Raw genomic sequence first — 17,181 nt, forward strand, 5'->3', positions numbered from 1 at the left:
CTACCACGCCTCCGCGAGACGGCTCACGGCCGGCTTCGCCGTCTGCACGCTTGCGTCCTTCCACCCGGCGCGGCCCGCACGCTGCCCCTTCTGGCGCAGCTTGCGCATGTCGCTGAGGCCCTCGATGTTGACGGCGGGACCGGAGCCGACGGCCTCGACCGGCCGCGGCGTCAGCAGCGCGTCGAGACGCGCCTGGCCGGAGAGGCCGAGCAGGTAGAACGTTCCGCCATCCTTCTTTGCGAGCCAGGACTCGATACTCTCCTTGCCCTCGCCGTCGACCGCGATGTTGCGCATCATGCTGGCGCCGGTGAAGGCGTTGCAGCAGATGTGGCTCGGCCCGTAATTGGTGACAGTCGCGGAGATATCGCCGGTGTAGTACACCACATAGGCGTTGCTGACATTGGCGTTGCCGACCTGGCTCATCGTGAACACGCCGCCGGGCTGGTAGAGCTGGAGGCTCGGCCCGTTGGCCGGCGCCAGCGAACGATTGTTGAGCAGGATCTGCTGGGTTGCCGTGGTGAGCAACAATTGACCCGGTACATAGCCGTTCAGGATCGAGACGGCGTGCGCGTCGGTCCAGAAGTTCGCATCCACCACCCTGAACTGGTTGACGATGATGCTGTCGGGATCGATCCAGACGTTGGCATATTTGGCGACGCCGCCGTTATAGCCGGTGATGTTCAGGATCATCGGGATTGCCGGGTTGGACCGGACCTGCTCGCCCCTGACGTTGATCGTATCGGCCGCGAGATCGAGCTCGCTCACGACACTGACCCAGTTGATCGTCAGATCCCCGGACGACGTCATCTTGACGATGTTGCCGCTGATCCGGTCGAACGAGACCGATCCGGCCACCTCGAAACGCGTATCGCCGTTGGCGGAGATCGATCCGCCGCGGAGCGAACCGGTGTCGGATCTGACGATGAGGTCGCCGGCATCGCCCGGGATACCGGTCGTGGTGAGCTGGCTGAAGACGATGTCGTTCACGGCATGCAGGGTCTGCGTGCCGCCGCTGATAGCGGTGCCGAGAGTGATCCCTCCCGTCGTCGCGGTGACGTCGAGCGTGCCGCCAACGTTGAGATTATCCCAACGAACGACCGTGCCGCTCAGGACTGCGTTGCCGGTCGCGGCCGTGAGGTTGTGACCGGTGTTGGTGCCCGCGGCGATCAGGCTCGCCGAGCCATGGGCGGAGACCGAGCCGAGTGTCGGGACGCCGCCCGACATCACCGTCTGCGCCAGGATGAAACCGTTGTCCGCGGTGACGTTGATGCTGCTGGCATCGCCGTTGACGCCCGTCGTGGTCAGCGCATTGAAGGTGAAATTGTCGCGGGCGTGAATGGTCTGCGTGCCGCCGCTCTGGGCGGTCTGCAAATTGATGCTGCCCTGCCCCGCGGTCACGCCCAGCGTCGTCCCGACATTGAGGGCGTTCCAGTTGATCGCGCCGCCGTTGGCCGTCAGCAGCCCGGAGCCTGTCGTCGCCGCGAGCGTATTGCCGGTGATGGTCGTGGCGGCCAGCAGGCTTGCCGAGCCATGGGCCGCGACTGAGCCGAGCGTGGCCACGCCGCCCGACATCACCGTCTGGGCCAGGATGAAGCCGGTGTCCGCGGTGACGTTGATGCTTCCGGCATCGCCGCTGTTGCCGGTGGTCGCCAGCGACTTGAACGTCACATTCTCCGTCGCGTGGATCGTCTGCGAGCCGCTGCTGTCGGCGGTGCCGATCACGATGCTGCCGTTGTTCGCGACGGCGCTGAAGCTGCCGGTCGCGCCGGTCGCGGTGCCCGCCACCACCTGGTCGAGCGTCAGCCCGCCCGTGCCGATGATGTCCACGCTGCCCTTCGCCGCGGACAGCAGGCTCACCTCGGTGTCGGTCAGCGCCTTCAGGTAGATGCTGCCGGCGCTCGCACTGGCCGACAGCCGCGTGGCGTTGGTGGTGAACCGGCTCGTCGCGCCGCCGATGCCGTTCGAAGCGCTCAGCGACACGTCGGCGCCGGCGCCGGACACGAGGAACTTGGTCTGGCCGTCGCCATTGTCGACGATCGCGCCGAGCGAGGCGACGCCGCCGGCGGTGACGATGATCGACGGGCTGTTCAATGCGGCGGCATAGGACTGCGACGAATTCAGCTGGCCGATCGTCGCATCGCCCGTGGTGGTCACCGAGATCAATCCGGCCGCGTTGATGGCCGAATAGGCACCCATCGACAGCGTCGCGGCCACTAGCGTCACGCCGTCCGAGCTGCTGGTCGCGACCACCGGCGCCGTGCTGGTGCCGGCCGCGAAGGTCATGCCGCGATTGGCGAGCAGCTGCATCAGGCCATCGCTGCCGATGCTGGTGTTGATGGCGAGCGCGCCGCGCGCCACGTTCAACGTCAGGGCGCCGCCGGCCGTCAGCGACCCATAGGCGCCGCTCCGGCCGACCGCGAGATCGCCGGTGACGGCGAGGATGCTGAGATCGCCGACCGCCGTGCCGGTCACCGCGCCGGAGATGTTCACCTGCAACGGCTGGAAGGACGAGCCGTTGAAGCCGATATTGCCGCCGGCGCGCAGGTCGAGGTCAGTGCCGAGGATGTGGATCGCGCTGCGGTCGGTGAAATCGGCCTCGGCGTAGATGCTGCCGGCTGCGGCGAGCTGGATCGCGTTGCCGGCGGAGATGTTGCCGAGGATGAGATCGCCGGTGGTCTGCTTCACGTAGATGCCCTGCGCCGACGAGACCTGGTCGAGCTGGTCGTGGCCCGGATCGGCAAAGGCGATCTGAAGCGCGTTGGAATTGTTGGCGGGATTGCCGCCGGCGGCGCCGGGAGCACCGACATTGCCGCGCTCGGCGATCAGCGTCAGGTTGGCGATGTCGCCGGAGATCACCGCCCCGCCCACATTGGCGGAGATGCTGGTGACGGCGTCGAGCTTGACGTCGCCGCGGCCGGTCACCTCGATGCCGTTGGCCTGCGCGGCCGTGATCGGGCCGTAATTCGCGGTGACGCCGCCGAGCGCGAGGCCGTTCTTGCTGCCGAGATAGATATTGGTCAGCGCCTTGGCCGAGATCGCGATCGGGTTGTCGACGACGACGAGATTCTGCTGCGACAGGCTGACCGTATAGGTCGTGACATGGCTGGTCGGATCGGTCACCGCGCCGACGGTGAGCTGGCCGGGGCCGGCCGAGGACAGCAATGCCCTCTGCTCCGTCGTCAGCGACGACGCATCGACGCTGGTGAAGGTGAAGGTCTGGGGCGCGGCCGAATTGCCGACCGAGCCGCGCGGCGCATACAGCATGATCTGGTTGGCGCTGACATTGGCGATGACGTTCTCGTCGATCGGCGGCGGCGCCGCGCCGATCGACGACGACGACACGGTGTAGGCGAGCTGGCTCTGCGTCCACTGCGCGCCCGCTGTGATGATGCCGTAGACCCGCTCGGTCGACGCCAGCGTATAGCTGTAGTTCGCGTTATAGGTGTTCAGCGCCGTTTGCAGCGCCGTGTTGGTCGGCAGGCGCTGATTGGCCGTCGAGACGCCGTCGAACAGCTTGGTGAACAGCGTTGTGGACAGTGAACTGCCGAACACCGTCCCCAGCGGATCCGCAGGCGCGGTGCCGAGCAAACTCGTCAGCGAGGTCTTGAGCTCGTCGGTGCTGATCTTGCCCAGCAGGAACTGGTCCCGCAGGAACCGCGTCGTCGCCTCGGTCTTCATCTGCGTCGTCGTGACGTCGGCGGGATCGATGCCGAGCTTGGCAGCCACTTGCGCCCGCAGCACCGTTTGCCCCACCGAGGTGGGGTTGTAGGTGCTGCCGTTGGGGAAAGCGATGTTCTTGAGCTGGAAATAGTCGTTGTAGGCCGACGTCACCATCGACTGGTAGCTGTTGACGGCGTTGGTCGCGGCGTTGCCGCTGAGCAGATCGAGGCTGGCCCAGACGTCCTGCAGATGCTGGCTCTGCGCCTGGGTGAGACCGACCGCCGCCCGGCCATTGAGGATGCTGGCCTGGTTGCCGTCGGAGCCGGCGGCTTCGAGGAAGACCGGGCCGCCGGTCGACTGGATCGTGCCGAGGCGGAGGTCGCCCTTGGACTGGATGATGTAGGTGCCGGTGGCAGAAGTGCTGTCGAGCACGCCGCCGTCGACGCTGCCGCCCGCCTGGACCGTCCCCGTCGCCTGGATCACCAGCGGATTGATGTTGGTCAGCGTGCTCGCGCCGTTGACGACGGCGCTCGTCGCACCGATCGCACCGGACGTGGAGTTGATCTCGATGTTCTTGCCGATCACGACCGGGTTGGCGGGGTTGTAGGCGGACGCCGAGTTGATGTCGCCGACCGCCGAGAGGAAGACGTTGCCCTGCGGCGTGGCGCCCGCCGAATTCACCTTGACCTGGTTGATCGACAGCGCCCCCACGGCTGCGATCGCGATGTCGCGGTCGATCGAGCTCGCAGTCAGGCTGCCGCCATAGAGCTGCACCTGGACGGGAGCCTTGGTGGCCCCGAGCGTGCCGATGCCGCCGTCACCCCGAAGCGTCACGCTCGTGCCTGATATCACCGGGTTGTTGGCATTGGCGCCGACCGTGATGGACGAGTTCGTGCCGGTGGCGTTGAGCGTCGTCGTGCCCTGAAGGTTGTTGATCGACCCGTTGATGACGATGCCGGAGGTCGAATTGACCAGGACGTCGCTATTGCCGCCGCCGGTGAACTTGATGTTGATCGGGTTCGACGCCTTGACCGTGTTGGTCAGCGTGAGCGTCAGATGATCGTAGATCGCCTGGTACCAATTGAACTGGGCGTCCGCACCGCAGCACTTGTCGGGATGGGTGTTGAGTGGATTGATGTTGCCTTGCGCGTCCACGCCGTCCGCCCAGTGATAGCTGCCGGTGGCGGTGGTGACCTTCTGGTAGTTGGTGCTCTGGACGCCGGAAACCAGGCTGGTCGTGGTGGTCCAGTTCGCCCCCGTGGCCTGATTGGGCGTGAAGTGCCAGCCGTAGTCGAACTGCGTGCTGTTGGTCGGGCGATCCAGCGTTGCGGTGTCGACCCATTGATAGAGCATGTTCGCCTGCGTCGCGTACTGGATGCCGGCAGTACCAGTCCTGGATGTAATCATCGACGGGTCGACCGCGGCCGCAGTGACGCTGTTGGTCTCGTATTTCGTTACCTGCTGGTTGCTCGCCGCCTTGGGATCGTAGACATACCACGTCGTCTTCCCCTGGAGCTGGTCGACGATCTCGACCACGCTTTGCGCGGTGGCGCCGGTATTGATGGTGTTGGTGACGAGTGCAAGTCCGCTGGTGTTGTTGACCGTGATCGTGCCGGCACCGCCCTTGATCTCGATATTGCCCTGGGTCTGGGTATTGTCGGTCGAGGTCGAGATGATCTTGCCGTTCAGATAGACGTAGCCGCCGGCGCCCTGTACCACGCCGTTCAGCATAAACTGGTCGGTGAGAGCGTTGTACCTGACGCCAATCTTGACGTCGCCGGTGCCTGAGGTCGTCAGGTTGGCCCCCGCGATGTCGACATAACTGCCGTTCCGCGCGTTGGCCTGGGCCTGGGCGAAGGCGGCGCTGTTGTTCTTGAGATTCGTGACCTGCTGCGCGGCGTCGGCGCCGATGTTGACCGAGTAATTGCTGCTCGAGCCGGCCTGGATGATGCCGTTGATGTTGATCACCGACGCCGAGATGATCACTGCCTGGGCACTGATGGTCCGGGTGTCCGTCACGGTGGCCGGTGTCTCAGCGGTCTTCGGCGTGATCGCATCCGGTTGGATGTTGATGACCTGGAAGAACGCCGAGCAGCCCGCACAATTGAACGGCGTCTTGTACGGACCGCTATCCGCGTAGACGTTCCGCCCATCATAGGTCGTCTTCTCCCACGGCGCAGTCGAGATGACCTGACTGGTCGGCCCCTCGATCTGCTGCAGCGTGCTGACGCTCGGCACGCTGCCGGCGTTGGGATTGCCGTTGCCGGGTGCGCCCTGGCCCATCGGCAGGAATATCGACGAGTAGAGCGACGTGCCGTCGTAGAACGTCATCAGCATGCGCGCGGTGAAGATCGTGCTGGCGTCGGCGTTGCCGACCGGTGCATAGATGCCGCTACTGCCGCTGGCGCAGCAATAATAGAAATATGGGTGATCGCCTCCCGACCCGATATGCGGAGCGGTATAGTAGTCGCCGTAGGCACCGAGATAGGTCGCCGCCGTCATCACCGCCGTCAGCGCGTCCTCCGGTCTGTTCTCGGTGCTGGCCCATTGCGAGGTGACGGCGCTGCTGCTGTCGTAGAAGCTGCCGATGCCGCCGAGGAAGGTGAACGTGCCCTTGGGCACCACGATCTGGACGGTCGCGGCGCTGAGCGACTGCGATGCGACGACACTGCCGAGATTGTTGACGACCTTGAGCAGGCCGTTCGGATTGTTGACGGCACCGTTGAAATAGATGTCGGGCGTGCGGGTCAGCACGTTGCCGTTCTGGTCGATGCCCTGGCCGCTGTCGGGATCCAGGCGATTGTAGGTGGCCGAGATGTCGATGACCGGCGAAGCGCTCGGCATCGCGGTGAAGGTCACGTTGGAGTGTGAATCCGGGTCGACATGGTCGATCTGGCGGTAGGTGATGTTGCCTCCGCTCACGTCGGTGACCGTGAGGTTGCCGAGGCTCATGAAGTCGAGGCCCTTGTTCTCGATCTTGATCAAGGGCGAGCTGCGCGCGATGACTGCGGGCGCGGCCGGGTTCGTGCCGCTGTTGCCGGTCAGCTTCTGCGCCAGGATGGAGACGTTGCCGGCGGAGACCAGGATGTCGCCGAAAGCGAAGGCGTTGCCGGGCGCGTCGGAGGTGAACGGCGCCTGCTTGATCAGCGTGTCGATCTGGCGCTGGATGTCGCCGGTCGGATCGGTGCCGGAGGGCGACATGGTCGCGGGGTTCGTCGCCGTCGCGGCCGCGAGCTGGGAGCGAACTTGAGTCTCGGTCAGGCCGGTCAGCGTCGCCAGCTGGTTGACCACCAGCTGATAGGGATTGAAGTTGCCGATGGTGGTGTACTGGACCGTCTGGTGGTTCCAGCTCATCACCGGGTTGAAGTGATTGACGTCGGAAACGGATTCGAGCGTCAGCGCGGAGTACGGGCTCGTCGTGCTCAGGGTCGGCGTGCTCGCACCGAGGTTGATCGTGATGCTCAAATCGTTGTTGATGCCCGCGACCACGAGGCCGTTGAGCGCGACGTCGCCGGTGCCGCTGGTGTGGCTGTGGTTGTCGCTGTTCTTGGCGCTGAAGATGTCGAGATACGGATTGTAGTTGCTGCCGTTGCCGGCGGCCGTGACCTGCCCCTGCGTGGCGCCCAGATAGATATTTCGGGCGCCGAGCACGCTCGAGGTCGGAGCGAGGGTCAGGCTGGTGGTGTCGTCCGCATTGGCCGTGCCGCGGTAGAGCGTCGAGATCGGAATGGCCGTGTTGTTGTAGACGACCGTCGTCGCAGTCGCCTGCACGCTGCTGAAGACCGAGCCGTCGCCGGCGAGGCCGGCATACATGGTGATATCGCGCCAGGCCACGATCTTCGTGTTGTCGCCGACATTCACGGACTGGGTGGCATGCACCCAGCTGTTGGTGCTGGCGCCGACGCCCGCGATCGCGCCATAGAGGCTGGCATTGGCGTTGTTGGCCGCCGCCATCTTGGCCGCCGTGCCGACATAGATCTTGCCGGCGCTGAACAGCTGCCGGGCGTTGATGTTCACCGCGAGCGTGGCATTCGCCGTCATGTTGGATTCGGCGCCGCCGCCGGCGAAGAAGCTGGCGGTGGCGAGGCTGGCGGTGTCGTTGGTGTTCAGCGTGTTGTAGGCCTCGATGTTGATCGCCGCGGTCGAGGTCCTGGGATCGTCGTTGAGGCTCAGCACCGTGCCGGCGCCGATATTGGTGGTGACGTTCTGCGTCACGAAGGATTCGCTGAGCGCGGCCGCTCCCGAGAACGAGCCGCCGGAACCCGAACGCGCACCGCCGCCGCCCTGGTTGACGATGTCGTTGGCGATGACGACCATGTCGCCGGCCGCCGAATTGATGATCAGATGCGTGCCGATCTCGGCCGTGGTGGTGGAGTCGACGTCGTTCCGCGCCTTGCCGGCCGACACGCCGGCCGTGGACGCCTGATAGGCGTCGCCGCTCGCCATGTAGTTCGTGGTGTGCTTGGCGTCGATGCGGAAGCCGCCGAAATAGAGCGTGTCGTCCGTCGAACCGCCGTCGAACCGTGCGTTGGTCACCGCGGTCGAGCCGGTGGTGGCGACCGCCGCCACGCCGGCATAGGTGCCGCCCGCGCCGACCGTCGCATTGGAGACGTTGGTGTCGGTGCCGGTGGCCTTGATCCAGAGGACGCCGGTGTAATTGCCGTGGTTCGCGGCATCCATGTCCGCGGGCGCCCCCAGATAGGCATAGGTGTGCGCGCTGGATGACGTCTGCGCGACGGTGGCGCCGAGCGCCAGGAACCCGCTCGAAAGGCCGGTCGCCTCGGCGTATTGGGCGCTGTCGTTTTCGGCCTCGATGGTCACGTTGGCGTTGGGCAGTCTGATCCCCACCCCGCCATAGGCACTCACGGTCGCGTTCTGTGACGCCTGGGCGTAGCTGCCCTGCGCGCCGATCAGCGAGCCGCCGCCGCCGGCAAGCGCCTTCGCCCAGGTCGTCGTGCCGCTGGTCGGAACCAGCGCCTTGGCGCTCACGTCGAGCGCACCGCCCGAGAAGCTGACGGCGTCGCCGACATCGGCCGTCACCGTGGCGCCGACCGTGGACTTCGCGATGGCGACGCCGACGGCTCCGCCGCCGACCGAAACGCCGATCGCTTCGCTCGACAAATTGGGCGCAATCGCCGCCGACACCAGCGTGCCGATCCCGCTCGCGGACGTCGTGATCGAGGCGCCGGCGCCGATCTCCGCCAGCACGCCCGAGTTCTCGGTGGCCTCTGCGTCCGCACCCGAGCCGGCGACGATGCCGCCGCCGAGTGCGGTTGCGGTCGTGCTCAGGGTGCCTGCCCCGCCTGCGCCGATCAACAATTGCGAGGTGCTAATGGTGGCGCCGTTCAAGACTCGCGCTGCGACCGAGCTGTGCCGGCTTGCTGTCGCGACCGAAGCGCCGACGGCCACGGCACCGGCGGAGACGCCGCCCGTGAAGACCACCTGGGTCGTGGAGTCCTGCGCCATGACGGCAGCGCCGGTCCCGCCCGTGCCGCTAATATTGCCGCCGAGCAGCGCCGTCACGGTGTTGGTGACATTGCCGACCGCCACGGCGGCCTGGGCGCCGAAGTAGAGCGCCGCACCGCCGGCGATCGCCTCGGTGTCGATGGTCTTGCCGGCATAAGGGCCGGTGTTGGCGTCCTTGACGACCGCCGCAACGCTGACGGACGGCGCCACGACGGCCAAAGGCGTATCCGCGGCCACCAGCACCCCGGAGCCGTTGCGTCCGTAGTCGCTCAGATTGGCCACCACGGTGCTGTTGACGCTGGTGTAGCCGATGCCCGCACCGATGCCGACGTTCTTTGCAAAGCCCGCACCAAGCAGATACATCTTGGCCGCGTTGGCGCTGGTCGCTCCGACATTGACCTGCGAGCCCCTGACGTTACCGCCCGCGATCTGCGCGACCACGACGTCGCTGCCGCCGCTCAGCACATTGCTGACGTCGTAGGTCGAGTTGACATTGGCGCTGTTCGGATTGCCGGCCGTGCCGCTCGCGACGGCGTCACTGCCGTGCGTGCTGCTGGTGCCGCTGTTGACCGATGCGATGGTGCCGTTGCCGCCCTGATTGAGCTGGCCGGTCTGCTGGCCCTGGGTATCCGCATCGGCCGTGTTGGTGCCGATGATGATGACGCCGACGGTCGCGCCGATGCCAACGCTGCCGCCGATGCCGGCCGTCACCGCGTAGGACAGCACTTCCTTGGTGCTGAGCGCATTGACGTTGATGGCGCCCACCGAGTTCAGATTGCTGTTCCAGCTCTCCGCAACGGTCCGGCTCTTGAACACGATGACGTTGGCCGCAGCACCAACGCCGACCCCTGCCCCGCTGGCGCCCACAGCAAGCGCGCCGGCGATCTCCTTGATCGCGACGTCCTCGGTCGCGTTGATCGTCACCGCGCCTGCCGTACCGCCCGTCACCCCCTGCAGCGTGGTGTCGTAGACACCGGCGATGGTGGTGTTGTTAGCGACCTCGATATTGGCCATGCCGGCGATCGCCGCCGTGCCGGTCGAGAGCGCGCCGCCGATCGCGTAGGCCTCGAAACGGTTCTTGGTCTTGGCTTCGACGTCGAGCGCGCCGCTCAAGTTGAGCGCGGTGGTGTGCGCAGCGCCATTGCCCTGATAGCGGAACTCGTCACCGACATAGGCCAGGGTCCGGTTCGAGGAGACCTGGACCAGGAACGCCGCGCCGATCGCGGCCTGGCTGCCATAGGCGCCGGAGCCGTTCGCGGAGAAGATGCCGGTGTTGTTGTTGGCGTTGACAGTCAACGACGAAGCCGTCACCGCCCCGCCGTCGACATAGGCTTCCGTGGTCGCCTGGAACACGTTCAGCCCGACCGAGCCGGTGTTGAAGCCGATCGCGATCGAGGACGCATCCTGCTCCGCATTGGCCTTCACGGTGACGGCGCCGACCGTCTCGCTCGACGACTGGACGCCGCCAACCGTGGCATTGGTGATATAGGCAAAGGTCTCACGCGACATCGTCGTCGAGATGATGGTCGCGCCACCGCCGCCGCTGCTGCCATAGGCGATACCGGCGCCGAACGCGCCCGAATAGGAGAAGCTCGACGCGGCCACCTCGATCTGCGGCTTGAGCGTCGAGGAGGTCAGGCGCGTGTCGATGGCCGCGCTGTCGATATAGGCCCGCGTCGCCCCGCTCATCACGTTGGTGATCGGGTTGATCATGATCGAGATGCCGCCGCTCGCGGCGACCGAAGCGACGTTGGTCACGACCGCCTGATGCGAGCTTGCGACCACGGCAAGGCCGCGCACGCTGTCCTGGTTCTCGGAGAGATCGGGCGTGGTGTCGGTCGGCGCGTGGGCCGTGCCAAGGTCGAACGCATGGACCAGCGTGCCGTTGTTGACCGACAGCGTATCGGTGGAGCTGGTCCCGAGCGCGTCGACCTTGGTGTTCGCGCCCGTGATATAGGCCGCGGTGGTGCCGGTGATCTGGTTGGTCACCAGCGAGCCCGCGCCGCCGGCCGCGCCCTTGCTGATCGAGAGGGCGCCGGCGAATACGGCCGCCTTGTCGTTGTTGCCCGCGACCACGCCGACATTGTTGGTCGCGGTGACATCGGCGCCGTTGATGCCGTTGGTGCCGGCGGCGGTGATGCCGGCGGTGACGTTGGTCCCCATCAGATTGGTGGCGACCGAACCCGCGAGGCCAACCTGCGAGGACATCGCAATGCCGACCGCGACCGTCGAGATGTTGGCGTTCGAGTTCGCGTTGACCCCGACATTGCCCGAGGCGATCAGCTTTGAGCCGGTGACGCCGGCGCTGACATTGTTGGCGATGCTGCTGTAGACGAGCGCGAGGCCCGCGGCGCTTCCTTGCGTCGAGGCGCCCGCGATCGCGGCGGTCCCGGTGATGCTGGAACTGTCGGTTGCGTTGACGGAGATATTGCGGCCCGTGACGGACGATTGCGACGCGCTCGACAAATTGTTGCCGATCGCGGCCGAAACGGTATTGCTGATCGAGCTGATCGTCGTGCCGCCGACGCCGGCGAACTGTCCGGTCGCGAGACCAAAGCCGATCGTGACCGCCTGGATCTTCGAGGAATCGACCGCGCTGACGCGGACATTGCCCGGGGCCGACATCAGCACGTTGGCGATGTAGGCCGAATGCGTGGTGGCGATGGTGTTGTAGACGATCGAGGCACCGACATTGTTTTTGCCGGCCTGGATCAGACCCGCAACGGAGACGATGCTGGCGCCCGGACCGTTGCCGGTACCGTCGTTGAGCGCGGACGCGCTGAAGTCGATGCAGTTCTGCCCGCCCGTGCCGCCGGCAACCGTGCAGGTGTCCGTGGCGAGATGATTGTTGTTCGACTTCTTGACGAGGTTGCCGAGCGCCGTGTCCAGCGCCGAGACCGCGCCGCTGTCGGCCAGCACCGTCACGCTGCCGACATTGATGTTCACCGTCGAGCCGCTGTTGATGTAAGCCGTCGTGGTGGGCGTGACCTCGCTGACGACGATCGCGCCGGCAAGGCTGTTGGCGCTGGCCCCTCCCCCGCCCGAGGCCGCACCAGCCGCAATCACGCTGGCGCTGTCGGCCATCACCAGCAGGGTGTCGTAGTTCGAGATTCCGGTGCTACGGATATGCGCGTCGGTGGCGTTGCCGCCCGAGGGATCGGCGATCGACGCATAGGTCAGCCCGATGCCGACGCCGACCTGGCCACCCGATAGATAGAGCGAGCCGCCCCCGATCGCAATGTTCGTGGTCTGGTAGGCGTCAACCTCGAGCGCGCGATTGACGCCGGTCGCCTGGCCCGTGATCGTCGAGCTCTCGATATAGGCGTTGGCGCTGTCGGTGATGATGCCGACCGAGGCCGAGAGCGACGCCGAATTGGATCTCGATCCCGCCACGCCGAGAGCGACGACGGTTTCCGAGCCGCCATTGAGCGCTTGCACCGTCACCGAACTCTGGTCGTTCATGGTGGTGCCGTAGATATAGGCGAGCGTCGCATTGTTCGACATCGCCGACGCAATCGCACCGCCGATCGCAGCCCCGGTGGCGGACGCTCCGGCCAGATTGAGCGCCGCGGAGCCGGACCCGTTGTTGAGCATGGTGTCGTTGAGCGCCTGAACGATCGTATTGGTCGTGACAGCGCTGGCCGTGGTGTATTTGTTGACCGTCGTGTTCTTGATATAGGCGCTGGTGCCGAGCGAGACGTCGCTCACCGACGAGCTGCCAGCGAGATCGAGGCTGAAGCCGCTGGTGCTGGATCCCGAAGTCGAGCTGATCTTGCTGGCGGCCGTTGCCACGCCGGCAGCCCCTCCGGTCGCGGCGGCGCCGGCAGCGTCGGCCTTGTCGGAGAAGCTCGACGACGCCGGATCTGAGACCGCTGCCGCGACGGCGGCCGCAGTGATGCGTCCGGAGGTGGTCGCGCTCAGCGTCAGATTGTCGACGTTGACCGATCCGCTTCCGCCGCTGGTGCCGGCGAACGGGTCGTTGGCGCTGAACACGCCGGGCCGGATGTCGGAATGGTTATCGCCGATATAGGCGGAAGTGTCGGTATTCGCGCCGAGATAGGCGACCGACAGGCCGACCGCCGAACCGCCGCTGCCATTGTAGCTCATCGCGCCGGACAGGGTCACGACCGACAGGTCCTGCTGCGCCAGGATGCCGACGGTCGGGGCATAGACGGTGGCCTGGCTCGAGATCGACGCATGGGTCGTGTTGTTCAGGAAACCGAGCGAGGTGATGCCGTTCAACGCCAGCGCTCCGGCGGCCTTGCCGGACGACGGCGCGACGGCGACGAACTGGTCCGAGGTGATCGCGTTGACGGCGATGTCGTCCGCCGCGCGCAGCGTTGCGCGGTCCGAAACGCCGGCGATGGTGTTGGTGTTGAACTGGACGAGATTGAGCGCACCGCCCACGGACGATCCGCCCGAGGTGTTGCCGAACAGGAAGCCGAGCGTGCCGACATTGCCGGCCGCGTCGATCGACGCCATGGTCGTGGTCGCCGCGATCTGGACGCTGGTGTCGTAGGTGTGGACGTCACCGTTGTTGACCGTCGCGGACCAGCTGCTGCCGCAGGCCGCGGTGGTGCAAGTCGCGGTCAGACTGGCGCTGCCGGCCACCCAGGCCGTCGTGTTGTTGTTGACGACGAAATGGTTCATCGAGCCGGCGAGGCCGATCACGTCGCCAGCGTCGGCCGTAGCGTTGGCATAGCTCGTCAGGATATTGCCGCCAACGCCGAGATTGCCGTTGAGATGGCCGAGGACCTCGGTCAGTCCGTCCCACTTCAGCCAGGTATTGGTGATCGGCATCGAGGTGGTGGCGTCAACGGCGATATTGGCCGCGTTGACGGTGGTGCCGCTGCCGATATAGGCGTTGGAATTGTGGTTGAAATTGCCCCAGGCGACCGCCGCGCTGATCGCGACGCCCTCGCCGCTGGTAACGTCCTTGGTGATCGCGGAAGCCGTCGCATTGCTGCGCACGCCCCGATCGATGAGAGTGCTGACGACCGCGACGTTGCCGCTGACATAAAGGCTCGGCGCGCCGCCGCTCGGATTCTGGCCGATCGATGCCGTCGCGTTTTCAGTGCTGTTGGCCAGCGACAGCGCTCCGGCTGCCTTGAAATTGAAGTTCACCGGCATCAGCGAGACCATCTGCTGAGCCATCATCCCCGACAGGCTGGGGCTGGAGACCAGGAACCCCTGGATCGCGCCGACCAGCGCCGGCGTACCGACAATGGTCGACGCCATGGTCGAGTTGCTCGTCGTGTTCGAGGTCGCCTCGACCAGAACGGAGCCGTTCATCCGCGACGACGCGCTGGTGCCCAGCGACGAGCCGAGCTTCGCGGTTGCGGATGTGGTGACGTCGCTGATCGCGAGCGCCCCGCCAACACCACCGCTGGCGGTCGGCGTGCTCAGCGCAACCGACGTGGCGCCGGTCGAGAACGAGTTGTTATTGATCGCTCGCACTGTCAGCGAGTTGCCGGATGCATTCACGGTGCCGACCGAAAGGTTCGCGCCGGTCCCGACATTGGCTGTGGTCGAGACCGAGCCGGTGGAATAGGCCACCGTCTCGACGAATTGCGCGCTGGAGGTCGCTGCGACCGCGGTAACGGCCAACGTTGCATCGTTGATGGCGTGGATGCCGAGGTTGCCGCCTGCGCTGATCGTGGCGCCGGAGGCAACATTGGTGCTGACATTGCCGTCGATCTTGCCGACGACAGCGGCGGCGCCGATCGGCGAGCCGCCGATCAAGGTGCTCGCAATCGCCGGATCCTGCGCCGTCTCCGAACCATGCGAGGCGATGGAGACGTTGCCGGTGCCGTTGATGTTGGCGTTGCCGTTGATATTGACCGTCGCGGTGGCGCTCGCGGCCACGTAGCCGCCGTTGATGCCGAGCATTGAGGCCGCGAGCGTGGTGCCCACCAGCGTAAAGAGGCCAGGGACCGAGCTCGTGAAGCTGGACGACGCCGTCGAGACCGATGCGATCGTGATGTCACCGCCGGTAATCCGGCCGTCGACCGTAATTCCCGACGTCGCAGTGGCTTGGCCCGACAGCTTGCTGTCGCTCGCCGTCGCCGCGAGCGTCACATTGCCGCTGGTGTAATGCGTGCTGGCGGAGTTGACAGCCTGCGCGAGAATTTGCGCGCCGTTCTGGATATCGATTATCCGCGCCTCTATCCGGATGTCGTTGGCATTGCCCGTCGAATAACCATTGGCATCGAGACGACGGGTATCGACCACCGCGTGGGCCGCCAGCGTGACCGAGTTGTCTGCCTGGATGAGGTAGGTGGCACCGGCGCTGAGCCCGTTGATCGCAGCCGCCACAGAGCTGTTCGACAGCGTCACGCCCGTGTCGCCCTGGGCGGCATCACCGACGACAAGGTCGGTCGGGTCGATCAGCAGCGTGCCGGCCTTGCCGTTGTCCGCGCTGAGGTTGACCTTGATACCCTGGCCGATGTCGATGATCCCGTTCGCGCTGAAATCGACCAGACCTGCATTGCCGGTCTTCGCGCTGGCGTCGAACTTGGCCCCGCCCGCGACCGTCAGGTTCTGGGCCGCCTTCAGGCGGATCTCGCCGGCATCGCCGGTCTTGCTGGCAATGTTCAGCCTGGCGTTCTTGCCGACATCGATATTGTTGCCGGCCTCGACCGTGACGTTGCTCGGCGTCGAGGTCTTGCTGCGCGCGGTCAGGCGGCCGTTGACACGCGCGTTGTTGACGGCGCCGATATGGATCGAACCGTTGCTGACGGTGATCGAGCTGGCGCTGCGCAGGCCCTTGGAGTTGACTGAGGCCGCGAACTTGGCCGCATGATCGAGATTGGCGATGTCACGCTGGGTGGCGCCGCCGACGAAGACGTTCTGCCCGGTCAGGCGCACGCCGTCGATCGCATTGACACGGCCGTAGATGCGGATGTTGCCGTCGGGCGAGACCGGGAACGAGCCCGCCATCAGATTGCCGACCGCCGACTGGTTGATCTGCCCGCCCGCGCCGATCAGGCTGTCGGTGAACTCGCGCGTCGGCGTCGAGACGTTGAGGCTGCCGACATTGACCACGCCGCTGCGGCCGACCACGAAGCCCTTGGGATCGGCGAAATAGACGTTACCGCCGATCGCGCCGTTCATGTAGGAGTTCAGCGTGCCGTTGACGTAGACCGGCGCGTCGCGAACGATGTTGACGAGATTTTGCGTGCCGGTCGGCAGCTGCAGGTTGACCGTGTTGCCCTGCCCGACGCTGAACTGCGAAAACGAGTTGAAGGCGTTGGCGCCCGAGACCGTCGACGTCGTGACGTTGGTGACGTTGCCGGAGGTCTGCAAGCTCGTCCCGGTGCGGCCGTCGGGCAGAATGACGTTCGCCGTCTGCGCCTGAACGCGGACGCTGTACACCGGCAGGAAGACCATCTGCATCGCGCAGAGCAGCGACATCGAGCGGAAGCGCGAAAGCTTGCGCAACGTCGTCAGCTCGTCATTGTCTTGCGCCGCAGATGGTCCGCGCATGTCAGATCCTCTTCATCGGCATTGGCGCCGATCCACAACCGGGTGGGAGAATGTCGTGCCGCCGTCCGGCATCAGAACTGGCCGGGCGGCAGCTTGAAGATGTCGGGGCTCTTGGCGTCGGCCACGTAGAACAGCAGCAGGCTGGTCGGCGTCAGCAGACGCTGGTTGTTCTCCTTGTTCTCGAACGTGCCCTGCAGCAGCAGGATCACCGAGCGATCCTTGGCGTCGCTGCCGCGGAACATCACGATGCCGCCGGCGACGGGCATGTTGACCGCGATGGACTCGGGCTTGAAGCCTTCGCCCATGAAGTGGGCGCGCAGGATGTTGGCGTTGGAGAACAGCTTCTCCGGCGTCATCGCCGCGTCGGTCCCCTTCGACCAGACCGCGCCGACCTGGATCAGCGATTTGGACTTGTAGCCGAACACGTAGGAGAGCTCGGCGGTGCCGCCGTTCGGCAGCAACTCCGGAACGGAGAGCAGGATGCTGTGCGTCAGCTCGGCGGCGTTGTCCTGCGCCCTGATGGCATCGGGCTTGGCGTTGAAATCCTTCGTCATCGCCGCGCGCACGTCG

At 65.9% G+C, this 17,181-nt stretch carries 1 protein-coding gene and 1 pseudogene; both read right to left on the reverse strand.

Features of this window, described 5'->3' with window-relative positions; translation table 11 throughout:
• Positions 1–16,611: a leukotoxin LktA family filamentous adhesin gene (locus SE92_RS11795; RefSeq protein WP_063195857.1), complete on the reverse strand. Its 16,611-nt coding sequence runs from the start codon at positions 16,609–16,611 to the stop codon at positions 1–3.
• Between the two features lie 71 nt (positions 16,612–16,682).
• A pseudogene (locus SE92_RS11800) lies at positions 16,683–17,181 on the reverse strand (hypothetical protein); the annotation flags it as partial.

The sequence above is a fragment of the Bradyrhizobium sp. AT1 genome (assembly GCF_001590795.1).
Lineage (GTDB): Bacteria > Pseudomonadota > Alphaproteobacteria > Rhizobiales > Xanthobacteraceae > Bradyrhizobium.

Bases quoted from the DNA above. Each gene is read 5' to 3' on its own strand.
- SE92_RS11795 (WP_063195857.1), bottom strand. From the start codon at position 16,611: ATGCGCGGACCATCTGCGGCGCAAGACAATGACGAGCTGACGACGTTG.